Raw genomic sequence first — 18716 nt, forward strand, 5'->3', positions numbered from 1 at the left:
TTGCTCGGATCATGCTTGTTCGGCCAGGGAGGCGAGCGTGTAACGCACCGTCCGCTTGCCCAAGGGAATCTTGAAGTCGTTGCCGCCATACCCGGCGGCTCCCGCCAGGGCGGCCTCCGCGGCGTCCGTCAGCACATGGTCCGATAGTGCCGCACCCGCGAGCCTGCTCTCGGTTTCCAGGGCCCGCCAGGGTTTCGGCGCAACGCCGCCCAAGGCGACACGAGCGGTTCGCACCCGATTGCCGGAAACCTCGATGATCGCTGCAACGGAAACGAGGGCGAACGCATAGGAGGCGCGGTCGCGCACCTTGCGATACGCCTGCCGGCCCGCCGGTGGTGGCGGCAGTGTGACGCCGGTGATCATTTCGCCGTGGGCAAGCACGGTCTCCTGGTGCGGCGTCGTGCCAGGCAGCCGGTAGAGATCTCCGATCGGGATCGAACGCGTTTCACCTCCCGGTGAGACGGTTTCGACTGCAGCGTCGAGCACCGCCATGGCGACCGCCATGTCTGAGGGATGCACGGCAATGCACGCCTGGCTCGTTCCGATGACCGCATGCATCCGGTTGAAGCCCTCGAGTGCGGCGCAACCGGCGCCCGGTTCTCGTTTGTTGCAAGGCATGTTGCGGTCGTAAAAATAGGGGCATCGCGTACGCTGGAGAAGGTTGCCGGCTGTCGAAGCCTTGTTTCGTATCTGGGCGGAGGCGCCCGCCAGCAGCGCCTGAGACAGAGCCGGGTAGCGTGCCCTGACGATCGGATCGGCGGCGAGATCGCTGTTGCGGACCTGAGCGCCGATATGCAATCCGCCCTTCTCGGTCGGCTCGATACGGTCGAGTCCCAAACGGCCGATGTCGACGAGATGATCCGGGCGCTCGATACCCAGCTTCATCAGATCCAGGAGATTGGTGCCGCCGGCGATGAAACGTGCCGCCGGCCGACCCGCCACAGCCGCAACGGCTGTCTCCACTGTGTCGGCCCGCTGATAGGAGAAGGGCTGCATGCTTCAAGACCTCTCTGCCGCATCGCGAATGGCGGCTACGATGTTGGGGTAAGCGGCGCAACGGCAGAGATTGCCGCTCATGCGCTCGCGAATTTCGACATCGGTGAGATTGTGGGAGGCGGCCGCAACATCGGCGGTTGCGTGGCTCGGCCAACCTTCGCTGGCCTCACGCAGCATTCCGACTGCGGAGCATATCTGTCCGGGTGTGCAATAGCCGCACTGAAAACCATCGTGTTCGATGAATGCCGCTTGCATCGGGTGAAGTTCGTCCTCACCTGCAAGCCCCTCGATCGTGGTGATCTCATCGCCCTCATGCATCGCGGCGAGCGTCAGACAGGCATTGATGCGGCGTCCGTTCACAAGAACGGTGCAGGCTCCGCATTGACCATGGTCGCAACCCTTTTTCGAACCGGTGAGACCGAGATGGTTGCGCAAGGTGTCGAGCAGCGTGGTCCGCGGATCCACTTCCACCGCGACGTCATTGGAATTGATGTTGAGCAGCACCGGCAGCGTGGACGCCGGGCCTGCTGACGGTGCGCCAGCAGCACCGGTTGCAGCGGCGCGCCCGACGGGCAGGCCGGCGATGAGGAGCAGGGTCGTGGCTGCACCGCCCTCGAGCACCGCCCTTCGCGTCGGTCCATTGTCCTTTTGCGTTTCGTCCATGAGTCATCTCCGGATTCGACTGCGAGGTGGATTCCCGCCGCCTGGAACGCGCCGAGCGGCGCGCATCGACAGGAGACAACATGGCCTCCCGCGCCTGCCATTTCTTTCAGGAAATCGGCGGGGTTATCAGGATTCCGGAATAACTTTCGACCGATAGGCGTGCGGGGTGACACCTCGCAGGCGCTTGAATGTCGTGGTGAAGTGGCTCTGGCTCGAGAAACCGCAGCTCAACGCGATCGCGCTCAGCGTCGTGTCGGTCTCGCACAGGAGCACTTCCGAGCGCCGGATGCGTTCCTCGAGCACATAGGCGTAAGGCGCGAAGCCGGTCGTGACTTTGAAGCGACGCGCAAAAGAATCCGAGGCAACACCGGCGACATCGGCCAAATCGCCGAGGGAAATGTCGCCGTCCAAGTGTGCGTCTATATAGTCACGGACCCGTTTGACGACGCGGCTGCCGAGGGAGCCATGGCGGGGAACCGGTACGGGCTCATCAGCGAAGCCACGTATCCGCAAAGTGACGAGTGCAATCAGATGTTCCATATAGGCCGAGTCGGGGATATGGCCGCTGGATATCTCGCTGCTCAACGATTGCAACAGCGCGCTGATCACATTGTCGCTCTTGTTTATCAGGACCGGCAAATCCTGCAGGTGATCACTGGCGGGAGAGATAGACCGGGGTTTGATCCACAGGGCGGAATAGGTAAGGTCGACGTCGCGATAGGCACCGAGGCGTTCCACCCCCGCGGGCACGAACGTTATCGCACCAGATCGGTCCCGCCCCTCATAAACCATCTTTCCATCGGATTGGATGGAGGTCTGCGATGTGGCGCCTTCCTCCGTCAGGACGAGTACGTGATGCGGCGCCGTCCAGCGAAGTTCGGCTTCCCGGCACGCCCATCGGCGACGATCGAAAACGACCGAGGAACCGGCCCAGCAAGCTGTCGTGGGCTGCGCCGGCTGCTCTCCGGCAGTCCGAATTCGCCCACTACCGAAAAGCGGCCTGAAAGACATATCTATCGTCCTGTGTTCCACCGAACCAAAACCGCGCCGGCGCCCATGCGCCACCCTCATGCCCCAGGGTCCTCACCTTCTCGCCCGCACGAACTCTCCAGCATCCACGCCGGTTGCGCCACCAAACCATGTTCAAAGTGTCGTGTAGTGGCTCCCGCCAGCCGGGACCAACGGGAACTGCCGGGACAATTCCTCGCTCGGTGCGCCCGTTTGCATCTGGCGGTCGCAACGTCTTTCGGTGAGATGCGTTATCTTTTGACAAGTCTGTCCGACTGGACCCGAACTGCCCGCAAACGAGCGAAGAAAACGCGATGGCGAAGAGTGTTTCCGTAGCTGAGGAAAAGGATGCTCCAGAACGCCTACTGACGCCGCGGCGGTCGCGGACATTGGCAATCCTTGTCGCGCTCGCCGTGGGATTGGTCGTCTGCTACTTCCTCGCCGTGCCCTTCCTGCCCGCTCTCACATGGGCGCTCGTGCTCACTGTGATGTTCCGGCCGCTGCATCGTCGGATCGAAAAACGCTTCCGCTACCCGGAAGCCGCCGCCGCGGCGACCGTGGCGATCGCCGTCTTCGTCGTGGCTGTTCCGCTCACCTTCATGGCGGAACGGTTGGTGAACGAGGCTGCCAAAGGGGCACAGATCGTCGAAGAAGCGGTGAGGTCGGGTACCTGGAGCGATGCGCTCGCCAACCATCCACGCCTTGCGCCGATCGTCGTCTGGATCGAAACGCAGCTCGATCTGGCCGGGATCGCAGGCAGCGCGACCACTTGGCTTACCAACTTCAGCGCCTCATTCGTGCGTGGGTCCGTTGCCCAGATCGTCGACGCGATCCTGACATTCTATTTTCTGTTCTATTTCCTGCGTGACGGCCAGCAGGCACTGGGCGCGCTGAAGGAATATTCCCCTCTCAGCTCGCAGGAGATGAACCGGCTGTTCACGCGGGTAAACGAAACGGTGCAGGCCGTCGTCTTCGGCACGGTGGCCGTTGCTGCCGTACAGGGCGCGATGGGCGGCCTGATGTTCTGGTTGCTCGGTCTGCCCGCACCCGTAGTCTGGGGCCTCGCCATGGGCTTGCTCGCCGTCGTGCCGGTGCTCGGCGCCTTCATCGTCTGGCTTCCGGCCGCGCTGTCGCTGGCCCTGGGCGGCGAGTGGGGAAAGGCGCTTATACTCGTCGCCTGGGGCGCAGGAGTGGTCGCGACCATCGACAATCTCCTCTACCCCATTTTCGTGGGAGATCGCCTGAAGCTCCACACGCTGACGGCCTTCATGAGCATGATCGGAGGCATAATCGTATTCGGGTCGGCTGGGCTGGTGATCGGCCCCGTAGCCTTCACGGTGACGCTGCTGCTCCTGGATATCTGGCGCCGGCATAATTCGAACCCCGAGGTTTGAGGCGCCGCCGGAAAGGATCGAAACCCCACGGCACACGACCGTGGGACGACGAGAATGGCCCGCCTGAAGAATCAGGCGGGCAGCTTCATCAGGCAAGCCGTCAGGCGAGGATCACCACGATTTCAAGCGACGAGGGTTCGACGATGACGATCCGACCGTCGGCGAGGATGAAGAACAGATAACCTTCATATCTCGGCACGATCTTCACGATGCGGGTCGGAAGCGGCCTCAGCTTGACCTTGACGGTTTCCGGTACTGCCACTCCGACGGATACATCGAAGTCGACGTCGATCGGCTCGACGTTCTCTTCCTTGATGATCTGCGTAATTTCGGTTTTCTGCTCTACCGTTACGTCGACATCTCCGGAAGAGCCGGAGGTCTGACCCTGCTCGGTCGACTGGGACTGGCCTTGAGCGGGCTCCTCGGTTTCGCCCTGCGCGGGCTGCTGTTCGGAGTCCTGCTGCTCGGTCTGCGTGTCGGTCCCCGTCTCCCCGCTTTGCGAGCCGCCTTGATCCTGCTGCGTGCCTGTTTCGCCCTGCTGGTCCTGCTGCTGGTCAGGCTGCTTCTGTTGATCTTGCTGATCCTGCTGCTGGCCCTGGTCGGCCGGTTGCTGCTGATCGGCCGGCTGCTGCTGCTGATCGGCGGGCTGTTGCTGATCTGCCGGCTGTTGCTGGTCCTGGCCCGTCTGCCCGTCCTGCTGTGTCGCACCCCCTTGAGCATCAGGCTGCTGATCCTGTTGCGCGCCGCCCTGCGGACATTCCGTCCCGGCCGGGCAATCGGTGGACTGCCCCTGTGCCGGCTGTTCCGTCTGTGCAAAGACCGGGGTGGACGCAACCCCGAGGCTCAAAGCGAGCGCACTCTTGATAAGGATACCCTTCATCGGATGTTCTCCATTCGAACGTCCCTTCGAGTAGCCAACCGCGGATTGACAGGATTGTTCCCTGGCAACCCGCCTGTGCGCAGTAGAAGTGGGATGACGAAAGGGTGTGCGCACTTCCCGACGGAAAGACGCTGCACACTTTGCCTTGAAAGCACTCTAAGCCTGGATACCGCCCGCCCCGGCCCCACCGGAACGGACCGGTCCTTCGAACAGTCCCAAATCGTCGCGGCTGAACGCAGCAAGCGTCCATTCCACAGGATCGGCTGCGTCTCGCGGGTGATAAACCAGCCTGTCCGGACTTTCGATCCGGCGCATCGCCTCATGGTCGATCACGCCGGATCTTGCTGCCTCAGCCGCCCGTTCACGGTCGCCTTCGAACGCGTCGTCGACGAGTTCCTGCGTGAGCATTATCCCTTTGCGGGGGAGACCACGGCCATGCTCGCGGGTCAATATGACCACGGCGACGCCGAGCTCTTCGGCCACTTCCTGCTCGACGATTACTTCGAACACTGACATTGGACCCTCCATCGATGTCCGGCGGGGGCGCCGCAGCCGCAAAGGCGTCGTCGCTACCCGTCGTCAGGCATGTGGGAATCGACGCCAAGGGTCTGAAGATTGTTGCGAACCTCCAGGACCCCGGGCACGGCCTCCACCGCTGCCACGAGCCGGCGCGCCATCGCCAAGGTTTCGACAGCACCCTCCAAGGTTACGATGCCTTTGTCGGCGCGCACGTCGATACTGTTGGGCTCGGCTTCACCGCTTTGGCTAAGCAGATCCGTGATCACCGCTTCCAGTTCGTCGCTGTCGATGCGGTCAGGCGGCAGAGGACGACCATTGTCCGCGGAATTTTCTTCAAGACCGTCCGCGCCGGCCTCATCCACGATGAAGCCCTTCCCGCGGTCCTCTTCGAAATTCGCGCCGGTAGCGCCGTAGCTTCTGTTTTCGGGGCTGCTCGATGTACTGCCGCTGCCATCCGCGTAGGGCCATCCTTCGCGAAGATCGCGCTCCTCATAGTCGCGATAATCCTCGTCGCGCGAGAGCGCCTTATCCTTACGGGGCACTTTCATTGCGATCTCCTTTCGTTTTGCAGAGGTCAAACAAAACCGGCAGGCTTTTGTTCAATCCGGCTTGCGGTCACATGACCCATTGGCGGGTGCGATCACTGGTAACCAACCCGGGTTCTCGTTGTTCCGCTCCGGGTCAGATGCCACGACAGACCGACCGTGACGGCACGGTCGACGAGCCGAGGCCTGAACAGAATTAGGAAGGAGAGCTGAACTCGGTCTGATTGGCTACGCCGCAGGCGCCGTTGCAGGGCCGTCGGGGACACACAGCCTCAGGGGCGCGTGTCATTCCCCAACTGCACCGAAGCCTTCTTTATAGTGTTTTCGCCGCGCCCCGCCGCGGGCCGGCCCCGCGGGGCGGAGCCTTGGCCTTATCGGCCCCTTTTCTTTCAATGCTCGCGACACCCCCGGCCGGTCCACCGTCGGGCTGCATTCCACCGGGCTGCAGGTCCGAGGCAAGACCCGAATGACCCTCCGCGTCGATTTCCCGAGCGGCTTCGTGCCAGTACCGCTCATGGTCTCCGTGACGTCTTCCGTCATTTTCCCACAGCTCATAGGCGCGTGCGCGGATGCGCTTGTCCCGTTCATTGTCGGTGGTCATGGCTGAGCCTCCTGAGCGAAACGCAGGTTAGTGCCGATCTGCCGGCTTCGGACTCCCATCGCGAGCATAGACGCGTAGCTCCGGCGGCGGAAGCCAAGATCGACTATCCGTGTTTTATCGGGCAAATATCTTCGCCTTCCTCAAGGGGAACAATCGTTAGGCATGGATCGAGACCCGTCAAGGCGGGTCTCGACCGGCGTTTGCTGATCACCAATTCCACGTCTGGCGGCCGTACCAATCGTCTATGTCGCGCCTTACGCGGTCCTTCTCGATTCCGTAACGCTCCTGGATCTTTCCTTCGAGCTGCTCGCGGCTGCCGGAGATCTGGTCCAGATCGTCGTCGGTGAGCTTGCCCCACTGCTCCTTGACCTTGCCTTTGACCTGCTTCCAGTTACCTTCAACACGATTCCAGTCCATGAGTAATCCTCCTGGTTCAATTGTATCGAAGATGGAACTCATGAGAACGCATTTGGTTCATCGAGTCGGCGGCGATCGTGCTTTCCGGGAGTCCGACCGTCGGCCGTGACGTCACAGACACAAAGTTGTGTTACCCAGGGAACTCGACCTTGCGAGGCTTCTCTGCTTCTATCATGCGAGGGCTGTTTTCAATCTATCCAAAGCGGGGCGGAAGATGGTTTACGATCGGGATAAGAAGCGCATGCGTCGCCGTCACGTGCTCCGGTTTTTCGCAGCACTCGCTCTGCCCGCCCTCCTGCTCGGCTCCGCCATCGCGGCGGCGGAATGGGCCACGCCCGATCCGCCCGCGCGTGCCGACGCCCAACAGGCGGCAGCCCGGCAGTAAATCGTTTCGGCCTGAAAGTGCGTGCGGCTTTCCGTCCGCGCTCCGCCCTAACGGGTTTCACTCGAAATGCTCCCGACAAGCCGCCTTACGGTTCGCTCCACCGAATACTGCCAGGCAGGCATGGCCCGGCCGAAGGCCGCGGTAAATTTGGCGCTTGACAGCGAGGAGTTGGGAGGGCGGCTTGCAGGTGTCGGAAACGCCCCCGTCGCGATGTCCCGAACATGCGCCCAGGGACCGCCTTCGGCACGGCTCGCCGAAAGAGCATGCCGCGCGAAATCGGCGCGGTTTACGACGCCCGTGCCAGCGAGGTGATAGAGGCCAAAGGCGGCGTCCTCATCGGATTTCGTCAGCCGCGCCGAAATATCGAGGATGGCATCCGCAAGGTCGATCGCCGATGACGGATTTCCCCGTTGATCCGCAACGACCGCGATATCCTCGCGCTCCTCCGCGAGCCGCAGGATGGTCTTGACGAAGTTCTTCCCGAAGGAGCTGTAGACCCAGCCCGTGCGAAGGATGAGATGGCGGGGGGTTGCCTCGGCAACGGCGGTTTCTCCGGCAAGCTTGGATGCGCCGTAGACGCTGAGCGGAGCCGGTGTGTCGCTCTCTGCGTAGCTCCCCTGTTTGCTCCCGTCGAAGACATAGTCCGTCGAGATATGGATGATCGGCACTTCGAGGCGTGCGGCCGCCTCAGCGACCGCGCCAGCCCCGAACGCGTTGGTCGCGAAGGCCGCCTCCGGCTCGCTTTCGGCCTGGTCGACGGCCGTATAGGCTGCCGCCGAGACGACGAGGTCCGGCCGGCACCGCTCGATCGCCGGCAGGATCGTTGCCGGCTCCGTGAGATCGAGATGCGGCCGCCCGATCGTAACGACTTCCACGCCCGGCCAACGACCAGACCGTTCGACCAGGCTGAGAGCCAACTGCCCCTCGCAGCCGGTCACGGCAATTCTCACGCAACGCTCCGATGCTGCTCGCCGATGCGGGCGCCGGAATAGCGCTCGCGCCGGATCGGCTCCCACCACCACCTGTTTGCGAGGAACCAGTCGACAGTCTCGCTCAGTCCGCCCTCGAAGCTCCGCTTCGGCCTCCAGCCAAGCTCACGCTCGGCCTTCGAGGGGTCGATCGCATAGCGCCGGTCGTGACCGGGCCGGTCCGGAACAAGGGTGATGAGGTCCCGATAGCTATGACCGCCCTTTCGCGGCGATCGGATGTCGAGCAGATCGCAGATGCTTTCCATGACCGACAGATTGTTGCGCTCGGCACGGGCGCCGATATTGTAGCTCTCCCCCGGCCTGCCCCGGCTGACGACCAGTTCCAGCGCAGTCGCATGATCGTCGACGTGGAGCCAGTCGCGCACATTCGCTCCCGAGCCGTAGAGCGGCAACGGCTTCTCCTCGATCGCGTTGATGATCGTCAGGGGGATCAGCTTCTCGGGAAAATGGAACGGGCCGTAATTGTTGGAGCAGTTCGAAACGACCACCGGAAGGCCGTAGGTGTGGTGCCACGCACGTGCGAAATGATCAGCTGCCGCTTTCGAGGCCGCGTAGGGGGACGAAGGTGCGTAGCGCGTCTCCTCGGAAAAAATCCCGCGGTTGAACGGAAGGTCGCCGAAGACTTCGTCGGTCGAGACATGGTGAAACCGGAAGCGCTCTCGCTCCTCGGTGCCGAGCCCCGACCAGTAGGCCAGTGCGGCGTTGAGCAATCGCACCGTGCCGAGGACATTCGTCTCCATAAACGGGTCGGGGCTCTCGATCGAGCGGTCGACATGGCTCTCGGCAGCAAGATGCATGATCGCATCGATCCGCTCCCGGCGCATGATCTGCAGCAGAACCTGTTCGTCGCGGATATCGGCCCGGTAGAAGGCATAGTGCGGATCGCTTTCCACCGCCCGTAACGACGCAAGGCTGCCGGCATAGGTCAGCTTATCGACATTGACGACGCGCTCGGCCCCGCTTCGGACCAGATGCCGGCAAACCGCCGATCCAATGAAACCCGCGCCACCCGTTACCAAAACTCGCATGGTTTCTCCCCTCATGCGGTGAACTCGAAAACAATGGATTCGTGGAGCAATGGTGCGTTCCTGTCCTTCGCGGACAGTTGCAGACGGTCGGTAGCGGCAGGCCAGCCTATGCCGATCTGAGGATCGTCGTAGCGGATCGACCGCTCATGCTCGGCGCTGTAATGCTCGCTCACCTTGTAGAGGACTTCCGTTTCCGGCTCGAGCGTGACGAGGCCGTGGGCGAAGCCGACAGGCACCAGAACCTGGTTCCATTTCTCGGCCGAGAGTTCGAGACCGACCCATTTCGCGAAGGTCGGCGAACCTTTGCGAATGTCGACCACGACATCGAACACCCTGCCTCGAACAACGCGAACGAGCTTTGCCTGCGCCTTGGGCGGAAGCTGATAGTGCAGGCCGCGCAGCGTGCCCGCAGCCGCGGAATAGGAATGGTTGTCCTGTACGAAGGTGTCCGTGACGCCGTTGGCGGCGAGGGTCTCGGCATTGTAGGTCTCCGAAAAGAAGCCCCGCTCGTCGCCGAGCCTGTGCGGGACGATCTCCAGAACCCCGTCGAGGCCCAGGGGCCTTACATCAAGCATCCGAGAGCTCCCTGACCCGTCTCCGGAGATAGATCGCATAGTCGTTTTTGCCGAGAAGGTCGGCACGCTCGAGCACCTGATCCGCCGAAACGTAGCCGAGCTCGAAGGCGATTTCTTCCGGGCACATGATCTTGACGCCCTGCCGGTGCTCGATCGTGCGTACGAAGGAAGCGGCATCGTGCAGGCTGTCGTGCGTGCCCGTATCGAGCCAGGCATAGCCCCGCCCGAGGCGGCAGACGTGAAGGTCGCCGCGCTCCAGATAGGCCCGGTTCACATCGGTGATTTCCAGTTCGCCACGTGCTGAAGGTTTGATTGAAGAAGCGATGTCAAGCACACTGTTTTCATAGAAATAAAGGCCTGTCACCGCCCAGCTGGATTTCGCCCGCTCCGGTTTCTCCTCGATCGTCACGGCCCGTCCGGTCTCTCCGTCGAAACTGACGACGCCGTAGCGCTCGGGATCATCCACACGATAGGCGAAGATCGTGGCACCGCTCGACCGGGCCGCGGCATCGCCGCAAAGCTCGGGCAGGCCGGCACCGTAGAAAATATTGTCTCCGAGGATAAGCGCCACCGAGCTGTTGGCGACGAAATCCCGGCCGATGATGAAGGCTTCGGCGAGCCCGTTCGGCTCCGGCTGCTCGGCATAGGAGATCGCGAGGCCGAACTGGCTGCCGTCCCCCAGCAGCTCCTCGAACAGCGGCCGGTCCCTGGGCATGGTGATCACCAGTATCTCGCGAATACCGGCCAGCATCAGCATGCCGAGCGGATAATATATCATCGGCTTGTCATGGACAGGGAGCAGTTGCTTCGAAACCGAGATCGTCACCGGGTACAGCCTGGTTCCCCGGCCGCCCGCAAGGATGATGCCCTTCATGCGCCCACTCCGGTCGAGGCCATCATCTTGCTTGCGCTCCTGCGCCCTCGCCCGGTCCGATCGCCGCGGCGCCGACGGGACTGAGCTTGCCGCAGCGCCAGAGGCTATAGGAAGGCTCGGTGTCCCAGTCGTAATAGTAGGCAGCCGTCAGCCGGCCTGCCTCGATCAGTTCGCCGAAGGTCGCGCGCATGACATGGATCGCCTCCCCTCGCGATCGATCGTCCACCGGGCAGGAGCGCGCCTTGTTTGCGATCCCCCATTCCGTGACCCAGCAGGACTTGCCGGTTCCCGCGGTCCGGCAGAAATCGAGAATGCTTCTGACCCGCGCTGCAATAGCTGGCGCGGCTTTCTTTCCGGGGTAGATGTGGATGCCATAGGCATCGACCAGACTGTCGATGCCGCGTTGACGAAGGAGCGCGACGAATTCGCCGGGATCGAGCCTTTCCATTCCGCGCCTGTCGGCTTCTGCGGCGCTCATATCCGAGAGACCGGCGGAAATGACGGCTGCGTCGCGGCTGTGTACGGTTTTGCGCAGCTCCGATCGGCTGATCTCCAGCGCCTTGACGTAGTTGTCGAGGCCGCGTTCAAACCTTGTCCGCTCCCGTAGCTCGGCGATGCTGCGCGGCGACAGGGCGCCCGGTTCTCGATAGACGGCAAGATCGCCGTTGTAGCCGGCATAGTTGATCTCATTTCCCGGCTCGATCGCTACAAGACGCACGCCGAGGGCATCGATGCGTTGAAGCGCTTGCCGCAACTCCCTGCGATACCGAACAAGATCCAAATCCGACAGTCGATAGACGTCCCAGATACGGCCATGGCCCGTTCTCGGTCTGAGGCTCTGGGGATAGTAGCTTTTGTTTCCCAGCTGAATCTCGAGAAGGATGCGCAGCCCCAGGCGATGGGCGATTGCCAGCGCCTCTATGCTCTTGTCCACCGGACGCGAAAGCGAAAGACGGACATCCGTCGCGCCGCTGGCAGCGATGTCGGTCAGTATTCTCTCCTGGTCGCCCCGGGGCAGCCAGGCAAGATTCATCCGATTGACGCCAATGCGAGCAGCCGAAGCTTCATCGGCATGCGCGGGTGCGGAAAGCGTCAGCAAGGCGCCGAGGAACAATGCTGCTGCTCCTCGGTTCGCTGAAGTCCCGGGCCGCAAACCGCTGCGCACTTTCCCCGGAATTGCTCTAGAGCCCGACATGCGCCAGAGCATTGCGGAAGTTGGTCTCACAGGCCGAGTACCGGTCGATGACAGCCTGCGAATCGATCTTGGAAAGGAAGCTGGCAAGATAGGCCTTCCTGTCCGGCTCCCGGTTCCAGACTGCCGCCTCCATGTAGGGGAAGCCGATGAATTCCAGCATTTCCCGCATGCGATCGTCGACCGCGATCATGAGCGACGGCACGCCCGCCTGCATGCCGATGATGCAGCCGTGAAAACGGCGCCCGAAGCAGAGATCGCGCGCGGAGACCCAGCTTCGCCATTGATTGGTGTCGAAGAACACCAGAAGCTCGTGTTTGCGCTGCCATTTCTCCGAATGCTTATAGGCGGTCTGGCCGGTGATGCGCCCGCTTGCTCGGTCGTAAACGGGCAAGTCGTCGTCCACGGGAAGGGAAAGATTGTAGGCGACCACCTCGTCCTGGACGACGTAGCTCGCGACGCTCTCCGGTTTCAGCAGCGCGTGGGCGTCGACGATCGTATCGGCCACGCTTCCGAGATAGCCTCCGAAGGCGATCTTCTGGGAGGAAGCGAGATCCGGATTGGCGAGCGCGGCGAGCGAACGCTTCATCTCGGCCGGCGCGAAGAAGAGCGAGGGGCAACCCGTCGGCTTGACGAACTTCATCCCCTGCTCTCTCAGGAACTCGGCCGTGAAATAACCGCGCGTGAGGAAAAAGCTCTCTTTGTTTCTCAGCACTTCCAGGAACTTGAGCGTGCCGGCAGGCAGGTTTTCCTTGAGCCCTTCCCTCCGCTGGATACCGATCCCCATGATCACCACCGGCATCTTCAGTTTCTCGAATACTTCCGCTTCGAGATCCGCCGAGTAGCCCGGGCGCAGGAGGTTGGCCGAAGCGAAGACGCAGATGTCGAATTCCTTGTTGAGGCTTTCATAAGCCTCGTCGGAATTCCTGTTGTTGACGAGATGCCAGAAAGGCAAATAGGTGACGTCATGCCCGCGCAGGGCATGGGCCGCGCCCTCGCCGATCAGATAGTTGCCGGTATTGGCGATCTTCTTGACCTGATCGATCAGTTCCTTCTTGGTTCTGACCTCGTCGAAATAGGGCCTGTGCCGAACCTCCGCGCCGGACACGCCCGAGACGGTTCGCTGCAGATAGGACGGGATTCCCGTAAGCAAGATACGCATCGATTACACCTGAGATTAGAGCCTGCAAACGCTCGCGTAGATTTATTGCCCGATCCCGATCTCCCGGAGAGCCGAGCGGAACGTGCGCTCGCGATCGGAATATCTGTCAACCAGTTCGGAAGCATTGAGCCCGGCCAGGTGGTCGGCGACGAATTCGGCCCGGTTTTCCGCCTTGTCGACCTCGACTGCGTCGATCGCCGGCAGGCCCGTGTAGCCGAGCATTTCCCGCATCCGGTCGTCCACCGCTACCATCAGGCTCGGCACGGCCGCCTGCATCGCGATGATCGAGCCGTGAAAACGCCGGCCGAAATTGAAATCCATGGAAGACGCCCAGGCACGCCACTGGTTCGTATCGAAGAAGGTCCGCACGTCGAAGGGCGTTTTCAGCCTTTCGGTGCCCGGATAGCTCAGTTCCCCGAGCATCGTGCCGGAGGCGGAGTCGTAGACGCGGCCGTCGCCGTTCGCTTCGACGTTCATGTCGAAATGGAGGAACTCGTCCTGGATGACGTATTGGGGCCGCGAACCCTCGGGCGCCAGCGCCGCGGCGTCGACGATGCAATCGTGGTTGGCACCCAGATAGCCGGAGAAGATGGTCCGCGCCTTGCCGACCGGTACATTGGGCAGCTTCTTCAGCGAGGCGCGCATGTTGTGCGGCATCAGATAGATGGAAGGGCAGCCCGTCGGCTGCACATAGGAGAAGCCCTGGTCCTTCAGGAAGCCGGCGGTTTCGAACCCGCGCGTCAGGAAATAGTGCTCACGCTCCTTGAGAACGTCCAGAAGCCGCTTCGTACCTTCCGGCAGGCTGTTTTCAAGGTCTCGGCGGTTCTGCAGGCCGATACCGAGCATGACGATCGGCATCTTGAGCTTGCCAAGCACTTCCGCTTCTGCATCCGCAGACAGGCCCTTGCGCAGAAGGTTCGCGCAGGTGAAGACGCAGATGTCGAAATTGGCGTTGAACTCGTCGAGTCCGACGCCGTTCTGGCTGCAATTATAGAGGTGCCAGAACGGGACCTGCTTCGCATGCGGGGCAATCGCGCGCAGCGCCCCCTCGCCGATCAGGTAATTTCCCGTATTGCTGATATTGCGAAGCTCCTGGAGAAACTCCTCCTTCGTCTCGGGCTGTTTCTGTCGCTCCGAATAGGAGACGGCCAATCCCTGGGCGCCGTTGGCGAGGCGCGTGTAATGACCAGGAATTCCCGTCACGAGGATCCGTGGACGCATGCAATCGACCCTTCTTCTTAAAACCGGCGGGGCCTCAGCCCACGGCCGCAACTCCGGGATTGGATGCTTCGCGCCCACGGATAACCGTTGCGCGCGAAAGCGACGAATTGTTCACGGAACGGTCGCACCAGCCGAGGAACTCGGAGAAGGAGGACGTCCATGAGCGGCGTGCCGCCGTTCTCAGGCACCCCTCCATGAGGGGCGCGAGCATCTGACGGTTGTGGGCCACCTCCTCAATGGCCTTTGCCATGTCCCGGACCACCTGCGGATCGGCGGCGGCCTCGATGAGGATGCCGTCCTCGCCGTCGGTTATGAGTTCGTCGACGGCACCGACCGACGTCGCGATCGGCACGCAGCCGAGCTGCTGCGCCTCCGCGATCATCAAGGGAGCGCCCTCCCAGCGCGACGGCATCAGAAGGACATCCGCCCAACCGAGTGCCTTGATCAGATCCTTGCTTGCGAAGACCGGCGGGCGCACCTCGACGCCGAGGTCCCTCAGGCGATCCGTCCACGACAAGGTGGCATCCGCGAGGATTTCCCCGCCGATCGCCCGGGCATCGAAGGGCACGCGCGAAGCCCGCAATTCGGCGAACGCCGCAGCGAGACGGTCGATCCCCTTCTGCTGATCGAGCCGGCCCATATAGAGGACCCGAAGCCGATCGTCCTTGCGTTCGATGCGCCTGACCGACAGCACCTCCGCGAGCACCTTGGGCGGCACGGAGAAGCTCGCGCCGTTGGGGACGGCGAAGATCTTTTCATAGGGAACGCCGAAGCTGTGCAGATAGATCTTGAGTTGCTCCGAGCAGGTCAGGAAGGCATCGTAGCAATGCTCGTGGGCTATCGCCGCGAAGGGCTGGCCGGCGGGCCTTTTGAAGCCGGTATTGTCGACCACGTGAAGGTAGCAGGCCGTGCGCGTTCCCTCCGAGCGCAACCGTGCGATAAGCGGATGCACCGCCATGACGTGATTGTTGATCACGAGGTCGAAGCCGGAAAGCTGACCCTTGAGCGCGGCCCAATCGACGTCGTGGCCCTCGGCGATGAAGTCCTGCCCCAGGAAAGAGCCGGAGCCGCCCCAGGCGGGAATGCCCTGGTCCCAGAAGTGAATATAGTCGAAGCTCTGATCGAACTCGTCGATCACATCCATCCTGGATGTGCCGAGCACGAAGAGATGGGTCTCGTAGCCGGCGGCCTTCAGCTCGCGCGAGGCCGCATATACGACCTTCTCGGCGCCGCCGAAGGATGCATTCGGAACAAGCAGGGCTGCGGTCTTCCTGCCCCCTTCGCTATGACCGAGCGGCAACACGGGCGAGCCACCGATCTCGTGGCGAAGAGCCTTGTGGAGGTCGGAATAGGGAACGAGCCGTGCCGGACGCCAGGTCCAGCGTTTGCCGGCAGTCCGCCGCAGCGGACTGGTCGCGATGGCATTGACGCAGTTGATCATCACCTGCTGGGGCGTGATGAGCGAACGGCGCGGCAGGCTTCTCGGGAAAGGGAAGCGGACTTTCAGAACTGCCGATGTCGGCCATACCTGCTGGTTGCCGATGGAGGCAAACCAGTCCAGCGCTTTGTTATGAATGACGTCGCGCACGAGCGAAGTGGACAGGAAGATGAGGTCGGCCGGCGCGTTGTGCTGGGCGCCCGCCTCCAGGAAGACCGGCTCGATCTTGCGCTGCGCCGCATCGTTGCCAAGCTGGACGAAGACCACGTTCGCCTTCTCGCTCAGGCGCTCCAGGTGCGAGAGCACGTTTGGCAGCATCCGGGAGCGCAGCAGCAGGTCGAGCGTGGCGCCGCTTCCGGCGATCAGGAAGGGCGGGAAATGAACGTTGTCCGGTTCGCCGATGCTCGCCCAGAATGCTGGAATGATATCGTCGAGACGAAGCCGCTTGGCCGTTTTGGTCGGATCCGTGAAGAACGAAATGGCGGCATCTTCCGTCCGTGCGAAAAGATAGCGCGGGCATTCCTCGTGCTCGAAATCGACCAGCATTGGCCGCTGGAATAGCGCACGGTGGCGCTTTCTGAGGAAGCTCACCGAGGCGGCGCGATCGCGATTCGCCTCCTTGAAGCGGCTTTCCGCCCTCAGCCGGTATTCGAAGGTCGTGTCGTGGCACGGCGCCCCCACGAAGCCCTGCTCGATGCAGGACAGCCAGAATTCCCAATCCTCGAAACCGTTTTGCCTGTCGTCGTCGAAGCGCACACCCGCCCGGAACACGTCGATCGAGATCATCGAGCCGGTGTCGCAAATATTGTCCGTGACGCAGTGCAGGAGCCGCGAGTAGCGATTGCCGTAATGAGCGCGCCAGCTCACCGAGAATGTGTCGATATTGGTATAGATCCAGCCGCAGCCGCTGGCGCGCAGTTGCCGGTAGAGAGTCTCGATGGTCCCGGGCAAGACGCGATTGTCGGCGTCGAGAAAATAGACGGCCTCGGCTTCCGGCAGATTCGCGAGCACGTAGTCGATCGCGCGATTGCGCGCCCCGCCCGGCCCGGCATTGGCCCCGAAAAGCACATGAACCGCAGGATGGGCCGCCGCATAGAGCAGCAATTGATCGAATGTCTCCTGCCGCGGATCACCATCGACGGACACCACGACTGCCACCCTGCACCCGGCAAGCTTCGAAGCGAGCACGGACTCGATCGCCTCCAGGACGAGGGCCGCATGGCCGTAAAGCGGCATTGCCACCACGATCAGGTCCGAGTTTTCCTTATTTCCGGACATTGGACGCCCCTGAGGACTGCTTTACCAATCGGAAGCCGGAGACCTTGAGCCAGGAGAAATCCACCGTATCCGTCACCGCTCGGCTGAGGATCATGAGGTCCATCGGCTCACGCACGGGCTTGTCCAATTGAAAGTTCACGTTGACCGCCTGCTCGGCGGTGACCTCGCGCCAGCCGCTGAAGAAAGCCGACGGCTTGGCAGCCCCCTTGCGTGCGAGCTCCGCCACTTCCGAGCGCGCATTGGAGTTCGCCGGAGCGAGCAGGAAGCTCACGGCCGCGGGTGCGCCCTTCGGGTGATCGATGATCGCGCTTGCGGAGAAGGAGATGGTGCCGGGTTCCACGGCGCGGCCGATCGTGCCGGCGGAGATTCCGCTCGGCAGCGGGTGGCAAACGACCGCATTCTCGTGTTCGAGGAAGCGGACGGTCTGGAACTCGGGAACGACCGGCGTGACCGATACGTCGACGATCTGGCTCAGCAATTCGACCGCCAGGCGATAGTCCTCGATGAAATGGCCCTCGAGCAAGGCGGTCGGAGCGATCATGTTCGGCATGCGCGTCGGTTTGACGCCGGGCAGTCCCGTAAAGACGCGGAACGCCAGGGGCCGGAGATCGAGATCCGGATGCGGGGTTTCCGATCTGGCCGTGTACCGCTCGCTCGCGATCGGATAGCCGAGTGAAAGCCCTACAGTCTCCGTGCCTGTCGTGGAGATTCTGAGCCGCAGCGTTCTCGCTGCGCCGCCGCAAGCGCGTGGCAGGGCGAGGAAATTCCAGTTTGCCGCGAGCTGCGCATAGGGGACGGTCCATTCGGCCACGCCCTCGCCGTTCTCGACATAGCCCAGCATGACGACCAGCTCGCCGCCGTCCCTGGGCACGGAATGAAGGTGCAGCGCGATCCCAGCCACGCCAAGGCTGGATACTGGAAGAAGCTGCTCGACACATCCGGTCGCAAGGAGCTGCCCGATGCCCTCGTCCTTCGGGTCGGCATAAGGATCATGGGCGAATATCTCCGCGACCGGCTCCCAGTTGCGGGCCTGGAAGGCATCCTCCAGCGCGCGGTAATTTTCGAGCAGCGTTTCCCGCTCACGCCGGAGAATGGCGAGCTCGGCGGTTACCGACGACGTGAAGCGGGAGAGCCGGCCCACTCCACCCTCCACCAGCGACTGCACGAGCGCCAGGCTCTCCGCCTTACCGCCCACGTCGATCCGCTGAAGCGGTATTTCGGGAATGGTGCCGAGGGCATTGATCGACGCGAGCCCCTCCCGCAGATCGGCTTCACCCTTATCCGAGAAGGCAAGCGCGATCAGAGGAAAGGCGTTCTGCAGGGGGGATCGCGAAGCTGCATCCGGGTCGAGAAAATGCACCAGATGCTCGATGTCGCTCCCTTCGAAATTTTCCCGGTCCAGACCGGACGCCACAACGAGCCTTCGCTTCGCCGGCGACTGCCTCACGTTAGAAGACATCAACTCTTGCACGCAGCGACCCCAGAATAAATCGATTTATCCAGAAGATGAAATTGATGGCCTGGAAATATTCTTGCCCCAGAACCTCACGG

The 18716-nt window shown here is 62.4% G+C and carries 19 protein-coding genes; 2 read left to right on the forward strand and 17 right to left on the reverse strand.

The features are described 5' to 3' along the window. Nucleotides 1-9 precede the first annotated feature (9 nt). The 3 genes from AC6CIG_RS00445 to AC6CIG_RS00455 form a co-directional block, all read right to left on the reverse strand. On the reverse strand, nt 10-996 hold the full coding sequence (locus AC6CIG_RS00445) for an FAD binding domain-containing protein (protein ID WP_498321959.1): 987 nt from the start codon (nt 994-996) through the stop codon (nt 10-12). Nucleotides 997-999: 3 nt separating this feature from the next. Next, a complete protein-coding gene (locus AC6CIG_RS00450; protein WP_498321960.1) occupies nt 1000-1659 on the reverse strand; it encodes a 2Fe-2S iron-sulfur cluster-binding protein in 660 nt (219 codons plus the stop codon). 126 nt (nt 1660-1785) lie between these two features. After that, nucleotides 1786-2670: a helix-turn-helix domain-containing protein gene (locus tag AC6CIG_RS00455; RefSeq protein ID WP_498321961.1), complete on the reverse strand. Its 885-nt coding sequence runs from the start codon at nt 2668-2670 to the stop codon at nt 1786-1788. Nucleotides 2671-2981: 311 nt separating this feature from the next. On the opposite strand from AC6CIG_RS00455, the gene AC6CIG_RS00460 reads away from it, so the two are divergent. Next, nucleotides 2982-4061 (forward strand): AI-2E family transporter, encoded by a 1080-nt coding sequence (locus AC6CIG_RS00460; RefSeq protein WP_498321963.1) that lies wholly within the window; start codon nt 2982-2984, stop codon nt 4059-4061. A 100-nt stretch (nt 4062-4161) separates the two neighbouring features. Here the strand turns inward: AC6CIG_RS00460 and AC6CIG_RS00465 are convergent, their stop codons facing one another. The 5 genes from AC6CIG_RS00465 to AC6CIG_RS00485 all read right to left on the reverse strand — a co-directional run bounded on the left by AC6CIG_RS00465 (nt 4162) and on the right by AC6CIG_RS00485 (nt 7023). Next, nucleotides 4162-4941, reverse strand: a complete 780-nt coding sequence (locus tag AC6CIG_RS00465) for a DUF1236 domain-containing protein (RefSeq protein ID WP_498321964.1) — start codon at nt 4939-4941, stop codon at nt 4162-4164. Between the two features lie 156 nt (nt 4942-5097). After that, complete coding sequence (locus AC6CIG_RS00470) at nt 5098-5457, reverse strand: hypothetical protein (RefSeq protein ID WP_498321966.1); 360 nt, start codon at nt 5455-5457, stop codon at nt 5098-5100. Nucleotides 5458-5510: 53 nt separating this feature from the next. Further along, entirely contained in the window at nt 5511-6008 is a 498-nt protein-coding gene (locus tag AC6CIG_RS00475) for a BON domain-containing protein (protein ID WP_498321968.1), read from the reverse strand. Nucleotides 6009-6318: 310 nt separating this feature from the next. Further along, the gene (locus AC6CIG_RS00480) at nt 6319-6606 is read right to left on the reverse strand and encodes a DUF2934 domain-containing protein (protein ID WP_498321969.1); all 288 of its coding nucleotides are present in this window, start codon (nt 6604-6606) and stop codon (nt 6319-6321) included. A gap of 207 nt (nt 6607-6813) precedes the next feature. Beyond that, complete coding sequence (locus AC6CIG_RS00485) at nt 6814-7023, reverse strand: CsbD family protein (RefSeq protein WP_003528984.1); 210 nt, start codon at nt 7021-7023, stop codon at nt 6814-6816. A 241-nt stretch (nt 7024-7264) separates the two neighbouring features. Between AC6CIG_RS00485 and AC6CIG_RS00490 the strand changes: the two genes are divergently transcribed. Next, entirely contained in the window at nt 7265-7408 is a 144-nt protein-coding gene (locus tag AC6CIG_RS00490; protein WP_498322439.1) for a hypothetical protein, read from the forward strand. Between the two features lie 47 nt (nt 7409-7455). Here the strand turns inward: AC6CIG_RS00490 and rfbD are convergent, their stop codons facing one another. The 9 genes from rfbD to AC6CIG_RS00535 form a co-directional block, all read right to left on the reverse strand. Beyond that, nucleotides 7456-8358 carry a dTDP-4-dehydrorhamnose reductase gene (gene rfbD / locus AC6CIG_RS00495; RefSeq protein ID WP_498321971.1) on the reverse strand — a complete coding sequence of 301 codons (903 nt, stop codon included), beginning with the start codon at nt 8356-8358 and terminating at the stop codon, nt 7456-7458. Continuing rightward, nucleotides 8355-9425 (reverse strand): dTDP-glucose 4,6-dehydratase, encoded by a 1071-nt coding sequence (gene rfbB / locus AC6CIG_RS00500; protein WP_498321972.1) that lies wholly within the window; start codon nt 9423-9425, stop codon nt 8355-8357. Before rfbB ends, rfbD begins: the two co-directional genes overlap by 4 nt. 11 nt (nt 9426-9436) lie before the next feature. Then, nucleotides 9437-10000, reverse strand: a complete 564-nt coding sequence (gene rfbC, locus AC6CIG_RS00505) for a dTDP-4-dehydrorhamnose 3,5-epimerase (protein WP_498321974.1) — start codon at nt 9998-10000, stop codon at nt 9437-9439. Next, the gene (gene rfbA, locus AC6CIG_RS00510) at nt 9993-10874 is read right to left on the reverse strand and encodes a glucose-1-phosphate thymidylyltransferase RfbA (protein WP_018098847.1); all 882 of its coding nucleotides are present in this window, start codon (nt 10872-10874) and stop codon (nt 9993-9995) included. The genes rfbC and rfbA overlap by 8 nt, the downstream gene beginning before the upstream one ends. Nucleotides 10875-10896: 22 nt before the next feature. Beyond that, nucleotides 10897-11988, reverse strand: a complete 1092-nt coding sequence (locus AC6CIG_RS00515) for a glycoside hydrolase (protein ID WP_498321976.1) — start codon at nt 11986-11988, stop codon at nt 10897-10899. A 67-nt stretch (nt 11989-12055) separates the two neighbouring features. Next, a complete protein-coding gene (locus AC6CIG_RS00520) occupies nt 12056-13228 on the reverse strand; it encodes a polysaccharide pyruvyl transferase family protein (RefSeq protein WP_498321978.1) in 1173 nt (390 codons plus the stop codon). Nucleotides 13229-13270: 42 nt separating this feature from the next. Beyond that, complete coding sequence (locus tag AC6CIG_RS00525; protein ID WP_498321980.1) at nt 13271-14449, reverse strand: polysaccharide pyruvyl transferase family protein; 1179 nt, start codon at nt 14447-14449, stop codon at nt 13271-13273. A 34-nt stretch (nt 14450-14483) separates the two neighbouring features. Continuing rightward, nucleotides 14484-17165 carry a glycosyltransferase gene (locus AC6CIG_RS00530; protein WP_498321982.1) on the reverse strand — a complete coding sequence of 894 codons (2682 nt, stop codon included), beginning with the start codon at nt 17163-17165 and terminating at the stop codon, nt 14484-14486. Continuing rightward, entirely contained in the window at nt 17152-18624 is a 1473-nt protein-coding gene (locus AC6CIG_RS00535; protein ID WP_498321984.1) for a DUF6212 domain-containing protein, read from the reverse strand. Before AC6CIG_RS00535 ends, AC6CIG_RS00530 begins: the two co-directional genes overlap by 14 nt. Between the last annotated feature and the right edge of the window lie 92 nt (nt 18625-18716).

Source organism: Sinorhizobium sp. GQ132 (assembly GCF_059758575.1).

What these genes read in the sequence shown, in the direction of transcription:
- AC6CIG_RS00445 (WP_498321959.1), bottom strand. Translation starts at nt 996, where the DNA reads ATGCAGCCCTTCTCCTATCAGCGGGCCGACACAGTGGAGACAGCCGTT.
- AC6CIG_RS00450 (WP_498321960.1), bottom strand. Translation starts at nt 1,659, where the DNA reads ATGGACGAAACGCAAAAGGACAATGGACCGACGCGAAGGGCGGTGCTC.
- AC6CIG_RS00455 (WP_498321961.1), bottom strand. Translation starts at nt 2,670, where the DNA reads ATGTCTTTCAGGCCGCTTTTCGGTAGTGGGCGAATTCGGACTGCCGGA.
- AC6CIG_RS00460 (WP_498321963.1), top strand. Translation starts at nt 2,982, where the DNA reads ATGGCGAAGAGTGTTTCCGTAGCTGAGGAAAAGGATGCTCCAGAACGC.
- AC6CIG_RS00465 (WP_498321964.1), bottom strand. Translation starts at nt 4,941, where the DNA reads ATGAAGGGTATCCTTATCAAGAGTGCGCTCGCTTTGAGCCTCGGGGTT.
- AC6CIG_RS00470 (WP_498321966.1), bottom strand. Translation starts at nt 5,457, where the DNA reads ATGTCAGTGTTCGAAGTAATCGTCGAGCAGGAAGTGGCCGAAGAGCTC.
- AC6CIG_RS00475 (WP_498321968.1), bottom strand. Translation starts at nt 6,008, where the DNA reads ATGAAAGTGCCCCGTAAGGATAAGGCGCTCTCGCGCGACGAGGATTAT.
- AC6CIG_RS00480 (WP_498321969.1), bottom strand. Translation starts at nt 6,606, where the DNA reads ATGACCACCGACAATGAACGGGACAAGCGCATCCGCGCACGCGCCTAT.
- AC6CIG_RS00485 (WP_003528984.1), bottom strand. Translation starts at nt 7,023, where the DNA reads ATGGACTGGAATCGTGTTGAAGGTAACTGGAAGCAGGTCAAAGGCAAG.
- AC6CIG_RS00490 (WP_498322439.1), top strand. Translation starts at nt 7,265, where the DNA reads ATGCGTCGCCGTCACGTGCTCCGGTTTTTCGCAGCACTCGCTCTGCCC.
- rfbB (WP_498321972.1), bottom strand. Translation starts at nt 9,425, where the DNA reads ATGCGAGTTTTGGTAACGGGTGGCGCGGGTTTCATTGGATCGGCGGTT.
- rfbC (WP_498321974.1), bottom strand. Translation starts at nt 10,000, where the DNA reads ATGCTTGATGTAAGGCCCCTGGGCCTCGACGGGGTTCTGGAGATCGTC.
- rfbA (WP_018098847.1), bottom strand. Translation starts at nt 10,874, where the DNA reads ATGAAGGGCATCATCCTTGCGGGCGGCCGGGGAACCAGGCTGTACCCG.
- AC6CIG_RS00520 (WP_498321978.1), bottom strand. Translation starts at nt 13,228, where the DNA reads ATGCGTATCTTGCTTACGGGAATCCCGTCCTATCTGCAGCGAACCGTC.
- AC6CIG_RS00525 (WP_498321980.1), bottom strand. Translation starts at nt 14,449, where the DNA reads ATGCGTCCACGGATCCTCGTGACGGGAATTCCTGGTCATTACACGCGC.
- AC6CIG_RS00530 (WP_498321982.1), bottom strand. Translation starts at nt 17,165, where the DNA reads ATGTCCGGAAATAAGGAAAACTCGGACCTGATCGTGGTGGCAATGCCG.
- AC6CIG_RS00535 (WP_498321984.1), bottom strand. Translation starts at nt 18,624, where the DNA reads ATGTCTTCTAACGTGAGGCAGTCGCCGGCGAAGCGAAGGCTCGTTGTG.